This window comes from Sphingobacterium populi (genome assembly GCF_001586775.1).
Classification (GTDB): domain Bacteria; phylum Bacteroidota; class Bacteroidia; order Sphingobacteriales; family Sphingobacteriaceae; genus Sphingobacterium; species Sphingobacterium populi.
In genome coordinates this window covers 538247-559425 of the sequence record NZ_LQXS01000001.1, presented here as the reverse complement: position 1 = coordinate 559425, position 21179 = coordinate 538247, and the positions used below count along the sequence as shown (strand labels likewise).

Annotated in this window: 15 protein-coding genes; 4 read left to right on the top strand and 11 right to left on the bottom strand. The window is 39.4% G+C overall.

The window, feature by feature from the left end:
- Nucleotides 1-53 precede the first annotated feature (53 nt).
- Entirely contained in the window at nt 54-2879 is a 2826-nt protein-coding gene (locus tag A0125_RS02175; protein WP_066751481.1) for a M16 family metallopeptidase, read from the top strand.
- 308 nt (nt 2880-3187) lie between these two features.
- On the opposite strand, the gene A0125_RS02170 is transcribed toward A0125_RS02175, so the two are convergent.
- The 3 genes from A0125_RS02170 to A0125_RS02160 form a co-directional block, all read right to left on the bottom strand.
- The gene (locus tag A0125_RS02170) at nt 3188-4300 is read right to left on the bottom strand and encodes a helix-turn-helix domain-containing protein (RefSeq protein WP_066751478.1); all 1113 of its coding nucleotides are present in this window, start codon (nt 4298-4300) and stop codon (nt 3188-3190) included.
- A 53-nt stretch (nt 4301-4353) separates the two neighbouring features.
- Nucleotides 4354-6246, bottom strand: coding sequence for a serine hydrolase domain-containing protein (locus A0125_RS02165; protein ID WP_066751475.1), 1893 nt, complete (start codon nt 6244-6246; stop codon nt 4354-4356).
- Nucleotides 6247-6364: 118 nt separating this feature from the next.
- Entirely contained in the window at nt 6365-7312 is a 948-nt protein-coding gene (locus tag A0125_RS02160) for a TolB family protein (RefSeq protein WP_066751472.1), read from the bottom strand.
- Between the two features lie 438 nt (nt 7313-7750).
- Between A0125_RS02160 and A0125_RS02155 the strand changes: the two genes are divergently transcribed.
- Nucleotides 7751-8041 (top strand): GNAT family N-acetyltransferase, encoded by a 291-nt coding sequence (locus A0125_RS02155; protein ID WP_231863082.1) that lies wholly within the window; start codon nt 7751-7753, stop codon nt 8039-8041.
- Between the two features lie 241 nt (nt 8042-8282).
- Here the strand turns inward: A0125_RS02155 and A0125_RS02150 are convergent, their stop codons facing one another.
- The gene (locus A0125_RS02150) at nt 8283-9929 is read right to left on the bottom strand and encodes a hypothetical protein (protein ID WP_066751469.1); all 1647 of its coding nucleotides are present in this window, start codon (nt 9927-9929) and stop codon (nt 8283-8285) included.
- A gap of 542 nt (nt 9930-10471) precedes the next feature.
- Here A0125_RS02150 and A0125_RS02145 point away from each other — a divergent pair.
- Nucleotides 10472-10996 carry a TetR/AcrR family transcriptional regulator gene (locus A0125_RS02145; protein WP_066751466.1) on the top strand — a complete coding sequence of 175 codons (525 nt, stop codon included), beginning with the start codon at nt 10472-10474 and terminating at the stop codon, nt 10994-10996.
- An 11-nt stretch (nt 10997-11007) separates the two neighbouring features.
- Nucleotides 11008-11421 (top strand): nuclear transport factor 2 family protein, encoded by a 414-nt coding sequence (locus A0125_RS02140; protein ID WP_197464732.1) that lies wholly within the window; start codon nt 11008-11010, stop codon nt 11419-11421.
- A 211-nt stretch (nt 11422-11632) separates the two neighbouring features.
- Here A0125_RS02140 and A0125_RS02135 read toward each other — a convergent pair whose 3' ends face one another.
- From A0125_RS02135 to A0125_RS02100, 7 genes are all read right to left on the bottom strand, one after another.
- On the bottom strand, nt 11633-12001 hold the full coding sequence (locus A0125_RS02135; protein ID WP_066751461.1) for a DoxX family protein: 369 nt from the start codon (nt 11999-12001) through the stop codon (nt 11633-11635).
- A 150-nt stretch (nt 12002-12151) separates the two neighbouring features.
- Nucleotides 12152-12685, bottom strand: coding sequence for a dihydrofolate reductase family protein (locus A0125_RS02130; RefSeq protein WP_066751458.1), 534 nt, complete (start codon nt 12683-12685; stop codon nt 12152-12154).
- 880 nt (nt 12686-13565) lie between these two features.
- On the bottom strand, nt 13566-15932 hold the full coding sequence (locus A0125_RS02120; RefSeq protein ID WP_066751452.1) for a GH92 family glycosyl hydrolase: 2367 nt from the start codon (nt 15930-15932) through the stop codon (nt 13566-13568).
- A gap of 95 nt (nt 15933-16027) precedes the next feature.
- The gene (locus tag A0125_RS02115; protein ID WP_197464731.1) at nt 16028-17155 is read right to left on the bottom strand and encodes a glycoside hydrolase family 76 protein; all 1128 of its coding nucleotides are present in this window, start codon (nt 17153-17155) and stop codon (nt 16028-16030) included.
- Between the two features lie 47 nt (nt 17156-17202).
- Entirely contained in the window at nt 17203-18402 is a 1200-nt protein-coding gene (locus tag A0125_RS02110; RefSeq protein ID WP_066751447.1) for a glycoside hydrolase family 76 protein, read from the bottom strand.
- 3 nt (nt 18403-18405) lie between these two features.
- Complete coding sequence (locus A0125_RS02105; RefSeq protein WP_066752675.1) at nt 18406-19548, bottom strand: SusE domain-containing protein; 1143 nt, start codon at nt 19546-19548, stop codon at nt 18406-18408.
- Nucleotides 19549-19565: 17 nt separating this feature from the next.
- Nucleotides 19566-21170 carry a RagB/SusD family nutrient uptake outer membrane protein gene (locus A0125_RS02100; RefSeq protein WP_066751444.1) on the bottom strand — a complete coding sequence of 535 codons (1605 nt, stop codon included), beginning with the start codon at nt 21168-21170 and terminating at the stop codon, nt 19566-19568.
- Nucleotides 21171-21179 lie beyond the last annotated feature (9 nt).

Sequence of the window (21179 nt, the reverse complement as noted above, 5' to 3'; positions counted from 1 at the left end):
ATTTTTTGTCCACGAGAGACTTTAGGTCATCCGTAGACTTACTTATCATACATATGAGAAAAATCAACATTATTTTAATTTTAAGTCTCACTTTCCTTGTACAATTTGCTTTCGGGCAAAAACAGGTGACGGACGAAAGTATTACGCTAAATTCGGAAACTAGACTGTCACTAGATCCAAATGTAAGAACTGGTGAGCTGAAGAATGGCTTTCGATATTTTATACGGCAAAATACGACACCCAAAGGAAAGGCAGTGTTTTACTTCGCCAACAAGGTAGGTTCTATATTAGAAACCGAAGAACAACTCGGTTTAGCACATTTTATGGAACACATGAACTTCAATGGCACGAAGAGCTTCCCTAAAAACCAGTTAGTAGATTATTTGCAAACTGCTGGTATTCGCTTTGGTGCCGACTTAAATGCCTACACCAGTTTCGACGAAACTATCTATCAATTGCCAATACCGACGGACGATCCGGAACTAATCGAAAACACCTTTAAAATTATCCGCGGTTGGGCTGGAGAAGCTTTACTGGATCATGATGAAATCGATAAGGAACGCGGTATTATTTTGGAAGAAAAGCGCGGACTAAAAAGTGTAGAACAGCGTATGCAGGAGCAGTATTTTCCACTCTTACTAAACCACTCCCGATATGCTGCACGCATACCTATCGGTACAGAAGAAGTATTGATCAACTTCAAACCTCAGGAAATTGAAAACTTCTATCGGGATTGGTATCGCCCAGACTTGCAAGCGTTAATTATTGTGGGTGATATCGACGTCGATGATATGGAGGAGAAAATTAAAAAGGAATTCTCCAGTTTAAAACAAAGAGGAAAAAACACACCCCGTCAATCTTATAAGATACCGCTGACCGGCAAAAATCAATTCATTGCATTAACCGATGCCGAACAAACTGCCGTTCAATGGCAAATGATATTCAAACATCCCAAATTGGAATTATTGACTGTAGGTGATTATCAAACCCATCTATCACACATTATCCTCAATATGTTATTGGCACAACGCTATGCACAAGCCCGCTTAATTCCCAACTCGGCGATGTTACAGGGCACAGCTGGCATCAATAAATTTATGGCAAATGTGGATGCTTTCACCGTTTCATCCTCCTTGAAGCAGGGAGAGATAGAAGCCGGAGTGAAAGATACTTGGCGAGAAATCGTCCGATTAAAAAAGTTTGGCTTTACCGAGGCAGAATTGAGTCGCGCGAAAGAGAATCACCTAAAGTCCTTAGACGGTTTGTTGAAGGAAATGAATAAAACATCTTCCGAAACGTACGCTAAAGAATATGTGCAGTACTTCACCAATGACGAAGCTTCGCCAGGTATTGAGAAAGAACAGCAGCTCAGCAAAGCAGCCTTAGCCAAAATCCAATTGGCTGACCTCCATGCGCTGTTGGATGAGCTCACCCAAAATGCAAATAGAGATATTATACTGCTGGCTCCTGAAAATGTAAAAAGCGCATTGCCAACGGAAGAATCCATCTATGCTTGGCTGCAACAAGTTGAAGATGAGGACTTGGAGCAACAAGTCGAAAATACCACGGATAAGAAAATCCTATCAAGCCTACCTCCTGCCGGAAAAATCGTGGCTGAAGAATACAATCCTGAGCTAAACTTCACCACGCTAACGCTTAGCAACGGGTTAAAAGTGGTATTGAAGCCTACTGATTTTAAGAGCGACGAGATCTTATTTACCGCCTTTGCGCAAGGCGGAACTTCTCTTTATAGCGATGCAGACTATCAATCGGCTGCCAATGTAGCAAGCTTGGTTTTATCTAGCGGAATAGGTAATCTCGATATAAATGAACTGACGAAACTACTTACTGCTAAAAAAGCAAGGGTAAATCCTTATATCTCCAGCATATTCCAAGGTGTGACTGGCACTACAGGCGAGGAAGATCTGGAAACCGCTTTGGAACTTACTCATGCCTACTTTACGCAGCCAAGAAAAGATCAAGTAGCTTTTAAAAAAGTGATTGATCTAGCGTATGCAAGCATAGCTAATCGCGAGAACGACCCAAAAAGTGTGTTTCAAGATAGTATGCTATCTACTGTGTATTCATATAATTTCAGAATGAGTGGACCATCGATAGAAAAATTGGCTCGTATAGATTTGGATAGGGCTTATGAAATATACAAAGAACGCTTTGAAGACGCCTCTAATTTTACGTTCGTATTTGTTGGCAGTCTAGATACAGTGGTACTAAAACCGCTTATTGAAAAATATTTAGGCAGTTTAACCGCATTGAACAAGAACGAGCAATTCCAAGATTTGAATATCTCGCCAGCTAAAGGCCGAATTACAAAAAACATCTACAAAGGAAAGGAGGATAAGGCTACAGTAAGTTTGATTTTGGGTGGCGATTGGGCTTATTCACGTGAAGTAAACTTAAATCTAACTGCGCTCAAAGAGATTTTACAAATTAGGGTTCTGGAACGATTGCGTGAAGAGGAAAGTGGCGTATATTCACCGCAGGTATCTTTTTCAAGTGGTAAATATCCTTCGCCAATCTATCAATATAGCATTGCCTTCACTTGTGCACCCGAAAATGTAGATAATTTAATCGCGTCTGCATTAGATGAAATAGAAGAACTAAAAATTACGGGACCTTCGCAAATAAATCTAGAAAAGTTTAAAACGGAATTCAAAAGAACGTTGGAAGCTAATTCACAAACCAACAATTACTGGCTAAGCCTTATCAGCACATGCTTACAGCAAGATATACCATTCCGTAGTATGGAGGAATCTCTAAAACAACTGGAAACCCTCACTCCTAGCAGTTTGCAGCAAGTAGCACAAACCTATTTGACAGGCGAAAATTTAATTAGAATGGTTCTCCTACCTGAAAAATAATTGGTAACCCTTCATCCCTTTCTTACAAAAAAGCTGTCTCACCTTGGTGAGGCAGCTTTTTTTGTAAGATCAGTTACGATAAGTAAGCTATTTCCGTCGCACACCCTTTATCCGACATCGCCTGCGAAACAGGTAACTTGAATTGCTTCGCCCTTACTTAATAAAAATGTTAGGGGGAAATATGCGCTCTTATGCAGGAAGAATATTTTCAATCTGGCAAAAAACACGATCTCCATGTTTTCCCATAATTGTATTGATAACAACCCCTTCACTCAACTTCGCATGAATTCAAATGAACAGTATTTAATTCAGTCGATGGCCGAATTGGCTTTAATATATTCTTTTGGGGTAAGATTAGTCACTTTTTTAAAAGTCGTATAAAACGTCGTTTTGGATGTAAAGCCCGCTCGGATAGCAACACCCAGAATATCTAAATGCTTAGTATCCGCCGATAGTAAAAGTATTTTTGCTTCTTCTGTCCGCAACTCATTTATATACCGATAAAAGCTTTTGCCAATTCCGTTATTAAGTATGTAGGAAAGCTCATGGGTACTAATTCCTGTTTTATCTGAAAGAGCTAAGAGCGTTAGGCCTGGATCAAGATATAGTTTTTCATCCGTTGTTTTGCGCATCACGATACATTTGAGTTCCTTGACCTGTTCAGCGGTAAGGCGCTCACTTACTGTTTTTTTCGCTGTTGTTTCTTCTTTTTCCGGGGGCTGATCCGTCTGGATTGTGTAAACTGTTTTTTGCGTCAGCGTCGCGTATGCTAAAAGAATTGTTCCCAAGAAATACAGGATAGCGGTATAATCGGTTACAGCAACTTCAATTATACTCAAGACACGAATGAGAATTAAAAATAATACAGAGATCAAAAGATATTTTAGCCATTCTAGATCTATTTTTTCAGTGAAGGACGCGATCATTCGCACGTTTCTCTGGTGATCCCGGAGCAAAGCATAACAAACCAACCAGTAAAAGACGATCTGCACATAGAAAAAGTACCGGATAACAAATATGATCCAGACCGGCAAAACGGGTAGACGAGTTTGCTCATTGAAAATACTTGGTATGAGATAGACCAAAGAAAATAATAAGAATAACAAAAAAGGGACGAAATGTAGAATCCATTCCTTTTTAGCGCTGAAAGGTGATACGTAATACGTTACAGCCATGTACAGGCAGGGAAGCAATGTCCACCTAGGCAATTCTAGCAGGTGGATGAGGAAATTATTACCAATTTGAAATCCTTCTAGAAATAGTTGGATAAAACTGCATGCTAAAATAAGATAGAACGCCCCTAGCCATCGGCTGGCTTTGATATTTACTTTATCAAAGCCGACCAAAAGCAGTGATCCTAATAGCAATAGTGCTCCACTGGAAAAAGCATGAAAAGCAACTAAGCTGTTAATTTCGGACATGGGATAATTTGGTAGTTTCCGTAAATCTATGATTTTTCGCAAAAGAACTCTAATTACATGCTCCAGATAGGTACACCGATCCAACCATGTATGGACAACAATACAACCAAATAGAACAAGAAAACGATGTTGAAAGTCAGGATAACTTTTAACCAGGTTTTCTGAATTTTTGACCAATATCTACACAGTAAATATGTACTAATAAGCAAACTGATCCCAAAAACAAGCATACCTGCAAAAATTGAGATTGTAGTTCCATTCATGCTAGCAAAGATTTCTTTGCTGTTTGCATCAGTTATGCCCAGAATACGGTAAGAAATCAAAAAACAGATAATGCCAAGGGATGGTAAATGCACTAAACTGAGCTCTAATATTTTTATTTTTCCGAAAGAGATTAAAAATAGGCCGATAATCGCTCCGATAATCGACAGCAGTGCCGCAATCACCCCAAGGTAAATCGGGATTTTTTGTAATAAAATGGGTAGGTACGTCGTTTTGCTATAAAAATTGTTTCCATAGCCTTCAAAGAATGGGCGCCCCTCAGGGTCATGTCCGATAACGAAAGACGGAATGATGTCCTCTTGCAATCTGAACAAACCATTTCCAGCATGAATTAATGTATCTCTTTGCCCGTATTTTTTTTCTACAATTAATTTGTCTTGGTAAATAGATATAAGGTTGATACCATCAAAAATTCTTCGATGGAAGTCCCATCGCTCATTTTTGGGATTCATGAATTGGTAATAGCCTAACATGGGTTCAATTGTAGATCGATCGATCATTACGCTACTCAGCGTTGGCGGATCGAGATCTTTGGTTAAAAAATCATCAATTAACCTAGAAACTGGCCATAGATATGCATTACAATTTGTAGAAATAGCATAAGCTAAACCAGCTTCTCTATTAAAAAATATCCATGAACTAAAGCCCTCCCCTTTGCCATTGTGCCCTCTAAATGTTATTTTTTTGTTGTTTGGGAATTGATAGTTGCCAAGTGCATAGCCTGTATTCAATCCGTTTCTACTCGCCATTTTACTGTGGATCTTTTCCATCTCCGAAATGTCCCTTTCGCCAAGTAAATCAATCTCATTTTGCTTATCTGGATTCAACACGTAGTAGAGAAATTTAGACATATCAGATGCGCTGGATACCAGTGCGCTTGAAGCTCCATTGCTGCTGGGCATATAAAACGAAAATGGTATATAGCGTCCATTTCTAAAATCGTACCCTGTAGCATACGCTGATTGATCTTCGCCACTCAAATCAAATAATGTATGATCCATTCCCAATTTTTTAAATAATGCCTGATTAATATATTGATCCCAAGAAACACCCGAAATCTTCTCAATAAGGTATCCTAAAACATTGTATCCGGGATTTGAATATGACATCATTTTACCAGGCTTCCATCTGGAATCCAAAGAATTCTTAACCGCGTGCACAGCCGCTAATCCTGTTAGTGGTTCTCCAGAGATATTAACCATCTTATTTAAATGAATATCCTCGAATCCCGCGGTGTGCTCTAGAAGATGTATGATTCTTACAGGATGTGTGTGCTCCCATTTGTTGGTATAGGGGATTTCTGGCGCGATTTCCTTCACCGGGTCGTTGAGATGTAGTTTGCCTTCAGCTATTAAAATTTGGATTCCCATGGCTACAAAAAATTTGGTAATAGATGCCAAATGAAATTGCGTGGTGCTGCCCACTTTGATCTTATTTTCCAGATTTGCATACCCCAAACCTCCTGAAAACAAAATGCTGTCCTTGGTTACAATGGAAAGCATCAATCCAGGCATGTGTTCTTGTTTTAGAACCGAGTCTATTTCTTTTAGCAATTGGGGTAATTCTGATCTGGAGGAATCTTTGTGTTGCTGTTGGGCGTAAGTTGTATGCCACGATAGCACAGTGATCGTTAGTGATAATAATAGCTTTAAAAGGATTTTCATCGTCTTTAATTTTCAGCAAATTAGAGACTTGGTATATTAAATTAGTTCGTTATTATCCAAGCGAACTAATCGTGTAATTCTGATGTCGAATAGGCCACTATACTAGTACACCTAATGCCTACCTCCACAACATATAATCGTCACCTCTTTCCACATTCTCGCTATTTTGCTCTTTTACTACAATAACGGATGCGGATGGATTTTTACCTACGATATGTTTGCTCCCATCCAATGGAACAATATTAAGACTCCAAGTGCCGGGTCTAAATGTCGCCGGCTGATAATCGGATGCAACTAGCAAGAAATTTCCATCTGGAGAAAATATACCTTCTCTTTCTTGGGTCTGGCTATCTGTTGCCTGTGTCAATTCCGTTCCATCGCTATTCATAATATATATATGCTTGTCTATCCGTACAGATAGTTTCAAACCATCTCTACTTGCATGCACATTGCCCCAATCGGAATAATTCATTTCTTTTATCGCTACGATTTCATCATAAGGAGGACTTGTTTTCAAGATATGTTTGCCACCGAAAGTAAATAAAATACTGTTATCAGCGAGCATCAAGGCCCTATCACCTAGTGTTAGGTTCTTATCGTTTACTGTCCGAAGATGTTTAACAATTTTACCTTCTAAATCAAGCAATACAATTCCATGATTCAGATCTGGCTCGAGTAAAATATGTGATTTGTCTGGAGTGAGTTTAGCCGCAATCAAACGATCTTCTCCTGCAAGGCGTGGATAGATTATTTCTTTTGAGATATTCCCATTTCCAGTATTAATGAGACTGAATCGAATATTCTTAAAATCACCCGCTATGGATGATGTTTCCAGACGGGTGAGTGCATCCCAACTCACGTCCCAGCTGTTCAATGAATAATTGTTTTGTTCAAAATAGATTTTCCTTGCGCCAGTACTTAAATCCAATGAATATATTTTCTCACCGTTATCGTATAAAATATTCCCAGTTGGGGTGTGACTCGGTTTATCGGCAGCCCCATCATTATCCTTGCTACAAGCAAAAACGAATACGACTAAGCATACTAAATATTGACAATTTTTCATGATAAATGAGCTTTTTGTATGGTAAAATTAAGAAATAAGGGTGTCCTAGATTATCCACGAAAACCAGTATTTTACTTTACATTCTAAACATTGCGTGCATCCAATCTTGAAAAATGAAGATTAATAGTGCTCGCCCTTTTGTTTAACAACTGATCTACCTTCGTTTTTTATTCTCACTAAACAACGTGCTTATTGATGCAATGCGTGATATACTAACAATTCAAAAAGTGTTAAATCAATGGATTTCATTTAGCTTGTTTCGCTCATTGATCTTAGCTACCGTGCCGGTAATATCTAATTAACACAAAAAAATATATTGCACAGGCTTATGCAAGGCTGATAGCAAGGAAGAGAAAGAAGCTATTTCTTTGGACGTATAGCTCATATTTCAATTTAACTTTCTCAGTATATTTGGGGTTTATATTGAGTAATTATTGTATGATTAGACAAATTAAAGAAGTAGATTATCCACGTTTAATGGAAATTTGGGAAGCGTCAGTGAGAGCTACGCACAAATTTCTTTCGGAGATAGATTTTCAATATTATAAAATACGCCTTCCCACCTATTTTGAACACGTATCATTATTTGGTTACGAAAAAGATAACATTTTAATTGGCTTTGCCGGCGTTGCGCTGCATAACTTAGAAATGCTATTTATTGATGCAACCTTTCGAGGAATAGGTGTGGGTAAAACACTACTCACCTATGCTGTAGAAACTTTGGTGTGACTAACGTTGACGTTAATGAGCAAAATGTACAGGCTGTAGATTTTTATAAGCACATGGGATTCCAAACTTACATGAGAACAGAAGTAGATGATCATGGTAAGCATTATCCAATATTAAAGATGCAACTTGGGACATGTTGAGGACCGTAATTAACTACCTCTAGCGATATGTTAGGATTAATGGATTTTGTGCAAGAGATGAAATATAAAAGGCACATCAAGTAATGTGCCTTTTATGTCTATTACATTCCTACACATCTGATGTTCCTACCACGAATTTCTCCAGGATGGCTATTACCAGCATCAATAGTATATATGTTCGAATTATTTAACACCATCCAACTAGCTCTTCGGCCAGCTAGCGCATTACTATTGTGATAGTGTCCCGTAAATCCTCGATTTACTATACCAGCATTGTTGTAAGGCGCACCATTACCAGTAGCATCCAAGAATCCTTGCGAAGGAAGAGTAAGCCGAACTGATATATCTCGCTTACTTACAAGAATCTTTGCGGAATCGAACCTGGAGTTCCCTCCTACAAACGGCCCCATATTAGAATGGATAGTTCCCTGAATAAGACTAGCCTGCTCACGTCTGGCAGGGACTCTATAACCTGAAGGGCATGGATCTGCAGCTGTCTTTACCGGAAAGTCCTCTGTTCCACTATTCCATGCGTTATGTGGCTGATCATTACTTGCAAAAAAAGGATTAGCAATGTTCGCATTTGGCGCTCCAGAGCGCACGACTCTTCCATACTGATAATAATCTCCATGCCTAGTAATATCCATCGGTGCGGCATCTGGATCAAGAGTCGGATCAGCACCAAGGTTATGCCTAGCCCATATAACACCATTGATCCGCGCTGCGGGTCTTCCTTCGTGTATTAGTAGTTCATCCGTCGGAACCAATCTAATTAGTAAATTGTACTTCACTCCAGGAGTTACAGGCAAATTCTCAAAAGCTAGTAAGTCGTTTAATGTTAACTGCCCGACAGTTAATGATGCAATCCTAAGATCGGTAGCAGTATTTGCATTCGCACTTACTATGCTGGTAACGCTTTGTGTCGGAGCTGGAGTAAAGGTTGCACTTGTTTGAGATCTGTTAGTTGTTCCACTTCGTGTGATCACGCCATCCTCTAGTTTCAGGCTGGAGGACGGTAAATGTGGTCCGAACGACATGTTGACATTAGATATGTCGTAGCCAGTTTGAGTAGCGTCAATTGTAGTTGTAATCTGACAGTTAAGGTGTTTAAGTATTATGTTTAGCCTATTTGGATCTTCACCGCCGACAACAGTTAATTCCTGTCTAAAATACATCACATCTGCATTTCCTGGGAATGTAACTGATGCGTTTGCTAATGTTTGCGGCCCACTAAAAGAAGGTGCAGGCACAGCTAACGTTGTACTGTTTCTCGAGTATACGATAAATGTGTAAGTAACCCCACCATCTAAAAGCATCGTGGCAGTTTCCGACCCTCTAATATATTCTTGTTGAGCCTTCAATGAGCCATCAGGATTAAATGCTACGACTCGATAACGTACCCCCTCTGGTAAATCTGTTCGTTCAATGGCGGCCTTTGCACCGTTTCCACGTAGTTCAGCTTGCTGATTTTTATCATTCGGATAATCTTCGCTTAACTCTGATATCAAAAGCATATCATTCCCGATGTCCAGCGTATTAAGAAATAGCTCAGGTTCAACATCCTGCGTTGCAGCACGGTTTCCGAGATTGGCCCCGCGTTCGAATTCACTGCTATTTAAGTTAAATTCGACAACACCGGTAGTTCCATCGCCCTTACCTGCAACATCGGGTGACTTACTACAAGATCCCAAAAAGATGGTACTAAAGACCGATAGGATAATTGTGAAATTATAAAGGTTATTTTTCATAAAATTTCAAATGAATAGTTTTAGGCAAATTTTTGATATGTAGAAACATTAGAATGTAGTTTCGGATCCTGAAAAAGCTTTTAAAGACCTTTACGTGTTTTGTATAAATCAATCATTTCCAAAGGATTTATATTTAATTTCATTGTCTTCACTCGTTTCGTAATCCTAACACAAATATTATCTATCACTAAATAATATTAAAAGACAAAATATTTTATTGTAGGAGAAAAACGACAGCATTTAGTTGACCACATAGCTTATGAAATGCTGATTTTCCGACGCTTATGAAATTATCGAAATCATATCCTTACATCGACACGAACATTTCGCCATACGAAACAGTAGCTAACATATAACTTCAAAGAAAAGAGTGATTTTAGATGCCGATTTGCGGATTATCATTTGCTACAATACAAAATAGCTTTCGCACCAATAGACCTAATCAGTTTTATTCATTTTTTAAATAAAAGAAACAATATTGTAGACAGACTTGTCTGTCTACAAGTTATTGTATACATTTGCTGGTATATAAGTGTAACGAAATGAGTAATCCCAGGGATAGAATTATTGATACTGCTTCGCGACTGTTTCATCGACAGGGCTATAATAGCACCGGAATTAATCAGATTATTCGCGAAGCCAATGTGGCCAAGGCGACTTTTTACCAACACTTTAAATCAAAAGACGAGCTATGTGTTGCGTACTTGCATGCGAGACATGAATATTGGTTTTTAGAACTGATGACATACGTATCAAAATCAGCAAGCACACAGCGCAGCGTATTATCTGCATTTGATTTTATCATTTATATGAATGAAAAGGAACAATTTAGAGGATGCAGTTTTTTGAACATATTGTCGGAAATATCAAACGAGCAGGATCATATACTTTCTGTGATACAAGCACACAAAAATGATCTGAGAACATTCTTTGACAATGAGATCGGAGAAGATTTATTATCTGCTCATATCTATCTTTTGTTTGAAAGTGCAATTATTGAAAGCCAACTCTTTAAGTCGAATGAGTTGATCGATAAATCGAAGAAAATCGTGAACAGTTTATTTTAAGTTATATAATTATGGAACAGAAACATCCCTTACCTCCATTTACTTTGGAGACTGCAAAACAAAAAATCCAAATGGCGGAAGATGCTTGGAATAGCAGAAACCCTGAAAGAATATCGTTGGCGTATACCATTGACAGTGAGTGGCGAAATAGAAACCTATTTATCAATGGTCGGGAAGAAATTGTGAAATTCTTAGCCGATAAATGGGAAAAAGAATTGGACTACAAACTTCGAAAAGAATATTGGGCGCATACCGACAATAGAATTGCCGTAAGATTTGAATATGAGTACAGGAACAAAGAGGGTAAATGGTTTAGAGCCTACGGCAACGAAAATTGGGAGTTTGATGAAAACGGCTTAATGAAAAAGCGATATGCTAGTATCAACGACCTCGAAATAAAAGAAACTGACAGGCACTTACGATAAAAAGTACGAAAACTTATCGAAAACATGGTTTTATGCATCTAATAAATATCTATTTTCACGTTCGTATACTGAGCGAAAAGGAAGTGGAATAGTAGTGAATAAGTTTGCCGCCAATTTATACACTTAACCTAAGATTTGTCTTAATTGAGTGTATAATCTATACCATTCCAACCAGCGCAGTGCAAAAATTTCACATATCATCCGGTAAACTTTAAAATTTTCTATCTGCCGGCCTGAAAAACCACGAGATGATCGTTAAAACCAACAAGAGTAATGGTCCAAAATAGTTTATTATTTCGTCGGCAACGGCTATGTGTGTAAAAATTGCACCCGATATCAGAAAGAAAAAACCGGCGTAAGCCCATTCTTTAACTAGAGGAAATCGAGGAACAAGAATCGCAATTACGCCTAGTATTTTCCACACTCCGATAATGGTTAGGAAATAAGCAGGATATCCTAATTCATTCATTTTTTGAACTTCTTCGTCCATTTGTATTAGCTGTACTACGCCTGTCGAAATCATTCCTAAGCTTAACCAAATAGTGGCAATCCAATAAATAATTTTATTTCTCTTTTTCATAGGTTATAAAGTATAGGTTATACAACAAATTTCATACGCTTTTTTTGGGCGTGCTTTGGTGTTTTTTGGTTAGAAAGGCTACAAAATACAAGATAAACGGTAAAAATCACATTTTCAAGTTATATGCTACTTTCTGACACACCATATTACTTACTTTTTGCGCTTGTAATGCAATTGTGTCAATCCGCTATCAAAGCTTTTTGCAGCAACAAATTCCAGAATCTGCTCTGGTCGCCCTTCTCCAAAAAGTCGGGTACCGTTGCCAAGTAATATGGGAACAATTGAGACGACGATTTCGTCGATGAGGTTACGCTTGAGTAATTCATTAATTACTTCTGCACCACCATCACAGTAGATGTGCTTTCCAGTTTGTGATTTTAGACGGTCGACTAAGTTTGTCAGGTCGCCAGTATAAAATATTGTTCTACCGACTGGCGGCCGCTCTTTTCTCGTGATGACATATACATCTCGCTGTCCATTGTCATAGTGAAAGGCACCAATCTCGCGGACGACATAGTCGTAAGTCTTGCGGCCAATAATTAGGGTATCCATTTGTGCTATAAATTCGGCATAACCGTAGTCTTCTCCTTCTTTTTCTACCAATTTCAAAAAGCTCAGGTCGTTGTTGGGTTTTGCAATATAGCCATCTAAACTCATTGCAATAAAAAGTGAAATTTTTCGCATCAGTTGTTAATTTAATATTTCTTCAAATTTACGATTCACCGGAATCTACACTTTGTAAACATGCGACAAAATTAAAGTAGTGATGGCGACAGTTGACGTTTTTGTTGTAAAATAAAAGCTTTTTGATGTGCAATTGACCTGTTAAAATAATTGAGCGTTTGCACTCATAATTAGCGATCAAATAGTAGCAATTCACTAGTTCTCAGAATGACAGGAGAGAAGGTTGAAACCGTACAAAATATCCATCCAAATATCTTATCTTTTTTTGTAGGCATGTATTCGAAATAAGGCTTTTGCCATCTATTTTAGATATTTTCAGTCTTATGAATAGAATATAACGTAGTACAAGCCAATTAAAAGTGGATATAATGATACTCCATAAAAGTAGGTAAAATTTATCACTACCAACTGCCTTAGGCAATGAATTTATTATTGCCGAGTGTAAGCCCGAGTACCAAAGAATACTCATAGATATACCAAGGCCAGACATGATTAACATTGTCATGGCGCCTTCGGCAGGATCACGTCCTTTCGGTGGCATCATCTGTACAAAATAAGTGTAGAAAAGATCATATAAAAGCTGTAAAATTCTATTCATATCTGTATCTCAAAGGTTGCGATGCGTGAAGAGTTAAATCTTGATGGAATTCTTGGAAAACAACCATATCTTATCTTACACCGGAATCACGATTTTAGTGCTGCTAAAATAATCAATATATCATATTGAACAGCTACTAGGATCATTTAGGCTTGTTTTGTTGCTAGTTTTGTTGCTAGTTTTGTCGGAAGTGCCTACAAAAAAAGCAAGACAACTGCTTGCGAAGCGCAATGAGTCGTCTTGCTTACGAAATACTAATATTAGTATTTTTGAGAACCTTAGCTATTGTTTCAGTGCCATATTGGGTTGGTTACCCATTACTAGTTTCAAAACGCCACCATCGACCACGTCTTTGAATGGCACAGATACAGATTGTTGTGCAGTACCATTTTTTATGATGGATTGTACATACATATTTGTTGGCGAGTTGTTCTCTACCTCGATAACAAATTTTTTGCCTTTGTGGTATTTTTGATTCAGCTTTATCTCTATACGATCAAAAACCGGACTTCCAATTTGAAACTCAGGATTGATTTGTGTCAAACCTTTGACATCAAACAGACCAATCCCTGCCATCACATACCACGCGCCGAGCTGACCTTGATCTTCATCTTGTCCGTAGCCATATCCATGAAGGCCATCTGTACCGTAAAATTCATTACTGATCGTGCGAACCCATTTCTGAGTTAGATACGGCTTCCCCGAAAAGTTAAACATCCAAGATATATGGAGATTAGGTTGGTTGCCATGATTGTACAAGGCGTGTACGCCAGCAAAAGCATCTACGGTTTTTCCACCGCCAAATGTATTTTGCTGTGATTGGATAAAGATGCTATCCAAGCGCTCATTGAACACCTCCTGCCCTACTTTATTAATTAATTTATTAGGCTCGTGCGGTACATAAAATGTATACTGAATGGAATTGCCTTCTTGAAATCCAGCCCAAGCGGCCATTGGATTAAAGTTTTCTAAAAAACTTCCATCCAACATACGTGGACGTATTAATTCAGTTTCTAAATCAAAGAGATTCTCCCAATTGGATGCCATCTTTGATAATAGTTGGTAATCTCCTTCTTTATTTAAATGTTTGGCAAACTGTGCTACTGCATAACTACTAAAGGAGTACTCCATCGTGTGTGAAGCTCCAAAAACAGAGCCTTCCTCTTGTTTGGTAATGAAATAATCATCGCTCGGCACATACGGACAATAACCACGGTTCACAAACGCGCTTACGTCTAATTTACCAGATCCCGCAGGACGATTACGTCCGTCTACTTCATTTTTTAATGCCGCTTCGTACCCCAATTGATAATCAAAGTCACGTATTCCTGTGTTGTATGCTGCCGCAATAGCCAAACCCGTAAAATTCGTACCTACGCCAGATACATACTTGGTATTGGCAATACCATCTCCAAGCCATCCTGTTTCTTTATAAAATAAAAGTTGGCTTTTAACCCAATCAGAATAATATTCTGGATATGCTAGCGACCATAATTGTGTTAGGTTCCAAAAACCGCCCCATATCGCATCTGTATTATAATAACTGAATGTTGGCTGTTGCTTACTATCCAATGGTAGATGACCAATAGTGCCGTCACTTTTTGGATAAGCTCCATTGACATCGTTAGCAAGACCTCTGCCCAAGAGTGCATGGTACAAGCCCGTATAAAATTTTGTTTTATCTTCTGTACGACCACCCTGTACAGTTACTCTGGATAGCATATCGTTCCAGCGGCATGATGCGTTTTCCTGAGCATTGTCAAAGCTTTTGTTTTCGGCTTCTTTCTGATAGTTAAGTTTTGCATTTTCAATCGAAGTATAGGATTGTCCCATCTTGACGGTAATCTGTTCGTCAGCAGTGGTCGTATATTCCAGTGCCAGACAAGCACCTGCTCCTTTTATTTCTTTGTTATTAGCGATAGTACCTCCCCGATGGAAAGTTTTTGTGCCGGAAAATGGCTTGCTCAACTTAGCATAGAAATACATATTAACTGTTGCGTCTGCCTGGAATTTCTTAACATATTCTGGTTTAGTGACGACGTATCCTTCGATCGTACTATCATCGATTACTTTGATGTAAGCATCTTCTACGGCACCACTTTCACCTAATCTGCTTCCAACATCAAATAAGATCTGTGACTGTTCGGATGCTGGAAAAGTATAGCGATGATATCCTACTCGGTCACTAGCTGTGAGCTCCACTTTTGTATGGTACCTATCCAATAAGACACTGTAAAATCCTGATGTTGCGTATTCATTTTCCTTTTTGAAGTTAGAACGGTAACCCGACTGTGGATCTTCCAGCGTACCAGGCGTTGTTTTTAACTCGCCAACAATAGGCATGAGCATGATTCCGCCGATCTGAAATTCGTGAAAACAAGCAAAACCTTCAATGGACTCATGCCCATCTTCATAACCAACTGCTTCCCAACCGCTCTCGTTGCCATAAGATCCATTGGTAGATGGTCCTAATTTTGCCATACCAAATGGTACCGCAGCAGGCGTGTAAAAAAACCAGCGGCTATGAACCGATCCAATATTAGGATTTACAAAATCCGATAGTTTTTCTTGATTTTCTATCTTATGATTGCAGGAGGTAAGCAGTACGCAATATGCGAGTAGTAGTAAAAATGGATTCGTATTTTTCATCTATCTATTATTTTTTCATCGGTATTAGTGTTATCTAATTAATCTATCGTTAGAATGAATTTTTCAAATGATAGATCTTTGATTTTACTCAATTTTTAATCTTTTAGCTGCGCTATCCTCGCATACAACTCCGCCATGCAAGAAGTGTCTAGCAGCCATTTCGGTGTTTTATACTCCTTTTTCCGACCAGTCCAGTCTTGATACGGAAGGCCTTCTTCATCTCGTGCATTGTGCCAAGCCCAATCTGCTCGCTCTATAACTGCATCGATGTATTTGGAATCTTGATCGATCTCAAATAATTCTTGGTATCCTCTGAACAGCACTAAGGTAAACCAAGGAATATCCTTCACATGTGGTATTCCTTCTGGTGTGTAATCAAAATAATAGTTGTAAGATCCTTCGGCTAAATTGCGTGCATCTTCCAAATACTTGGCATTGCTTGTAATCTTATACAAGCGCACCGCAGCTTGAATCATGGTACCGGTATTGTAAGTATACGCATGCTGCTGCACCTTCGATGTACCATCTGGAGGAGTGAGCAAAGCATTCCAAATAATATTCAAATCTTTATCTTGTAGTGTACCGAGCATCCAATTGTATGATTGAATACCATAATTAAGATATTTATCATCTTTTGTCGCTGTATAAATTTTCAAAGCTAGCACGGTCGCTTTGCCATTGCTACACGCTGGTTTTTGATCGTGAACACCCTCTAACCAAGCCACACCTCCACCAAAGCTATCCGTCCAGCCACTTTCAATAAATGCCATCACATCTTGTGCCTTTGACAAATAATTAGCATTTCCAGTTATAGCATACGAATCCATATAATCTATTCCGACCAAACCATTATCATCATAATATCGATCTACCGTTTCAAACTTCGATGGATAAGCCTGATAGCCATGCGGCGTCCTGCTGGTATCCAAATACTGCTCTACGGCCAGAACCATTGAGTCTACATAGGGTATATATACTTCTGGTTTTAATTCGCTTAGTATATTTACTGCTGAAAACAAACCACTCATCGGCCAGAGATAAGATACCTCCTTGGCTTTTTGATTACTTTGCTGAAAGTAGGTAAGATCGGGCTTGAACGTATTAGGATAGTACTCCGAAAAAAGCCCATGTTCGTGCACGCGATACTTTTCCCAGACTAATTTCATGATCTCTTCGGATCGATCAAGATACGTGTTTTTTTGCTGTGCAATTAGTTGTATCATAGAAAAACTTAGTAGCACGAACAGTAATAATTTTACTTTCATAGCCGCTAATCTTTTGTCTCTCCACGGAATAATGCCAAAGCACCGTAGGATTCGACTACAGCACCTTGCATCAGCAAGGAGTAGTATCTACCTTGACTACCTCCTGTCCAATCTTCATAAAAGAAACCGGCATTCGTTCGTGCTTTGGTATAGCCATTATTGATAAAGTTATAATAGGTATCAATGTATGTTTTAGCGCGATCATCGTGTGGTGCCAAGTCGATATACGCACGCAGCAGTTTGGTATTGAACCAGGGATCTGTTACGGTGTAAGCTAAGATTCCATTACGACTTTTCACGAAATAGTCGTAAGCACCCTGAGCGGTTATTTTGGCTTCTTCGAGGTACTGATTATCGCCTGTTATCAATGCTAATCGGACGCCATTTTGTACCATTACGCCCGCATTGTAGGTCCACAATCGTGTATTTATAGATCCATTGGCGTTTTTATCGTTCCAATAGCATTTGGTAGTCGGGTCATATAAATTTGTACGTAACCAACGGTATAAATCGGTTGCGAGCTGCAACACGCGTTCTTTTTCAGCTTCGGTACATACCTCATAATACATCAACAAAAATAATGTAGCATAGCCGTTTGAGCAGGTTGGCTTATTGGCTTCGTTGGACGAGGGATCATAGCGATGATCTTCATTCCACCACAGTGCTCCACCTAATTTATCGTCTACTCCACTTTCTAAGAATGGTACAATGCGTGCCGCACGATCGATGTATGTGACATCTTTGGTGATATGATACGCTTCTATCAAATTGACACCGATAATCGAATTATCGTCGTAAAAACGTGTTCCTCCACCGGTAGCACCATCGGTAGAAGATCCATAACCACCGATATTATTTCCGTGTGCGGTTTGTCTGTAATATTTCTCGAATCCTGCCACGATTTCGTTGTACCGCACCTCGTAGCCCAACTGGTGCAATTGTGAAGCACCGCTAACTACGGCATCGTATGGCCATAGATAGGAATAGGTATTATCACCTGTTTGCACCGGATAGTTTTCTTTATAGAGATCGCCTGCTTTATAATATTGATTGATGAGATCAAAGATTTCTTTTGCACGTGCTGGTGCTTTAATTGTCTCTACAGGTGATGTAATTGGATCATCTGGTCTTATGATGGGTTCGGATCCATCATCACAACCGGTGATCATAAATGCGGCTAAAAGAAAAAAAACTGTATTCTTCATAAGTTAGAGATTAGTAATGTTAGAAAATTCATGTACCATCAAATTATCCTTATTGGTATGTATTGTAATGGTAGCTCGTTTGGAATCCAGACTGCCCTTCATTTTCCACAAATGATCCCATTGGCTCCAAGTGAATTCACCTAATTCGTAGAATGATAATGGCTCACCTCCTACTGGTCTTTCGCTACTAACGCCATCCATGCGCCCCCAACATTTTTCAACGTTATCTACTTCAGCGATAAAATAATATCTTTCCTCTATCCAGCCGAGCCATCCTGGAGGATTGGTTTCCGGCTTGCTAGGATCTATAAATCGGATTACGCTATTGTTAGCGACAAATTTGCCCGCGCCGATATAAGCTAACTGACCGATAACATCATACGTCGCTCCCCAAATGGCGCGAACATTAGTAATCAACTCGGTTTTTATAGACAGTGTATTAAAATCTACTGTGATGCGGTATGGATTGGTATTGGGCGCTACAGTCATTGTACCAACGCCTTCTTTGAGTTTGTCATTATCCAAAAAATAGCTATATTCTTCTTCTCCGACTTTGCCTTTAAATTCAAGTTCACCGCTGCCAATTACTTGGCTGTAGATAACATAAATACCATCTGCTGCTTTTCGAAAAAGAGAACCTTCTGCACCATTACTTTCATTCCCTGCTCCGAACAAATAAAGGCTATTAGGCATATTGTCAATTCCTTCGCCGCGAGTTACTTCAATATCTTTTTTCAGATCGGTCGTTAACCGTTCTCCACCTTTTGAGGTAACTACTGTCCAAGATAATTCACCTTTTTCACCAGGTTTGATTCCAGCTTTTCTAGCTATCGCGTTTAACGTGGCGTGTGTGAGGGTTAATTTTTGCTCAGCACCTTGATCACTTTTAATCCATTCGATAGGCTCTGTTGTGTTTTCCCCTTTTCTATGGAATAATACCTCATAGAGCGCGTACGAACCATCAAGTGCGCCACCGCCACTCCAAGATAGTACAATATTATTGTTAGATGCCACATCGAGAATGACGCGCTCTGGCGAGGATAATGTGGTAGGCTCTCCAAAATCGGTGGAAAGCGTATATTTTTTGGCGCAGCCGCTTATCGTCAGTGCGAATGCTGTCATAATTAATAAAAATAGCTTTTTCATAATTGGCGTTTTTAGCTTTACCATTGAGGATTTTGTGTCAAATTGGTATTTAAATCTCTTTCGCTTTGCGGAATTGGCCAGAAGTAATGCCTCGATGGATCAAACTTTCTCTGCTCCACACGCACATAACCATTGTCGGTACCGACGGCATCACCCGTAAAAAGACCATGGCACCAGCCATTAAGCACATTTTCGGCTATTCGCCAACGTATGATATCTTTATGTCGCAAACCTTCGAGCGCCAGCTCGCTACGACGCTCTCGTCGTACAATATCTTTCAGATTACCACCAGATGGGAAATCCAAAGCACTTGCTGCAGTAAAGCCAGCCCGCTCACGAAGTGGGCGGATAGTACGATTCCACTCCGTCTGATTGAGCTGCCCCTGCTCTGCCAGCACTTCAGCATGCATCAACAGAATGTCTGCATAACGCATCAAGATGATATTAAGACCTGACATCAAATTGGATCGGTAGGTATTATCCCAATATTTTTTGATGTAATATCCAGTAGCCGAGGCATCAGAAGCGAAATCGAAACCATCTGGAGCAACACCTTTTCTACTATCTACGGTGTGCAATGATCCGTCTGCCAAAGTGTACGAATTGCCGGTGTACATGACTGTGGCTGCCAACCGAGGATCTCTGTTGGCAAAAGGATCTGTAGGATCATAGCTCGCTGACGGTGCGTCTGTGATCGTGTAACCATCCAGCGTAATATAGTTGTCCACTAATTCTTGAAGCGGAGATAACTGTGAATAGCCGCCCAACGATGGTGGCAAAAAATGGTATTGTACCTGATGCTCTCTATCGACAGGTTTGTACTGTACGTCCAACATCACTTCCGTGTTATTCTCCTGTTGGATGTGAAATAAGCTTTCATAGTTGTTATGCAAAGCAAAACCGCCTTCATTGATGATTCGGTTGGTAATAGGAATGATTTCGTTAAATCTCGAAGAACCTTCAAAAAGAAGTATACGCGCTTTGAGCCCCATTGCCGCCCACCTCGTTATACGGCCTGTGTTTTCCGAGTCATAGCTAACAGGCAAGTAATTGTTATCGATTACCTCTGATAGTTGATTGAGCAGTGCCGATACGACTTCCGATTTGGCTGTGCGTGATACTGTTTTAGAGTCTGCAATAGAAATCACATGGGTAACGAATGGAATATCACCAAATTTGGAATACAACTCGAAGTAATGATAAGCACGAATAAATAGGGCCTCTCCCCGATATCTATTTCGCAGTTCATCACTTAGGCCAGGTATACGATCAAGATTGTCTAACAACTGATTGCACTGATGAATACCCGAATACCGATATCCCCAAACCGAACGCACATAGTTATCGGCAGTAGAATATGCACCGTTACCAATTGCTTGATTGTGCGAGCTTGGCACTTTTGTGTAAGCATTATCCGTCATGGCGTCCGCATACAGAACTTCATCGGCATTGTTCATGCCTTGATAACATTTATTGATCGTATAGGCTGCCGATTCGGGTTTGTCCCAGTAGGCTACATCTGTTTCTCGATCGTGGGGTGTCAAGTCTAGGTCATGACAAGATGCCAATAATAGTGACACCGTGAAAATGGCAATGTAGTATCGTAATGAGTATGTTTTCATGATAGTAGG

Coding starts and splice junctions, on each gene's coding strand:
- A0125_RS02175 (WP_066751481.1), top strand. CDS start 54: ATGAGAAAAATCAACATTATTTTAATTTTAAGTCTCACTTTCCTTGTA.
- A0125_RS02170 (WP_066751478.1), bottom strand. CDS start 4,300: ATGTCCGAAATTAACAGCTTAGTTGCTTTTCATGCTTTTTCCAGTGGA.
- A0125_RS02165 (WP_066751475.1), bottom strand. CDS start 6,246: ATGAAAATCCTTTTAAAGCTATTATTATCACTAACGATCACTGTGCTA.
- A0125_RS02160 (WP_066751472.1), bottom strand. CDS start 7,312: ATGAAAAATTGTCAATATTTAGTATGCTTAGTCGTATTCGTTTTTGCT.
- A0125_RS02155 (WP_231863082.1), top strand. CDS start 7,751: ATGATTAGACAAATTAAAGAAGTAGATTATCCACGTTTAATGGAAATT.
- A0125_RS02150 (WP_066751469.1), bottom strand. CDS start 9,929: ATGAAAAATAACCTTTATAATTTCACAATTATCCTATCGGTCTTTAGT.
- A0125_RS02145 (WP_066751466.1), top strand. CDS start 10,472: ATGAGTAATCCCAGGGATAGAATTATTGATACTGCTTCGCGACTGTTT.
- A0125_RS02140 (WP_197464732.1), top strand. CDS start 11,008: ATGGAACAGAAACATCCCTTACCTCCATTTACTTTGGAGACTGCAAAA.
- A0125_RS02135 (WP_066751461.1), bottom strand. CDS start 12,001: ATGAAAAAGAGAAATAAAATTATTTATTGGATTGCCACTATTTGGTTA.
- A0125_RS02130 (WP_066751458.1), bottom strand. CDS start 12,685: ATGCGAAAAATTTCACTTTTTATTGCAATGAGTTTAGATGGCTATATT.
- A0125_RS02120 (WP_066751452.1), bottom strand. CDS start 15,932: ATGAAAAATACGAATCCATTTTTACTACTACTCGCATATTGCGTACTG.
- A0125_RS02115 (WP_197464731.1), bottom strand. CDS start 17,155: ATGATACAACTAATTGCACAGCAAAAAAACACGTATCTTGATCGATCC.
- A0125_RS02110 (WP_066751447.1), bottom strand. CDS start 18,402: ATGAAGAATACAGTTTTTTTTCTTTTAGCCGCATTTATGATCACCGGT.
- A0125_RS02105 (WP_066752675.1), bottom strand. CDS start 19,548: ATGAAAAAGCTATTTTTATTAATTATGACAGCATTCGCACTGACGATA.
- A0125_RS02100 (WP_066751444.1), bottom strand. CDS start 21,170: ATGAAAACATACTCATTACGATACTACATTGCCATTTTCACGGTGTCA.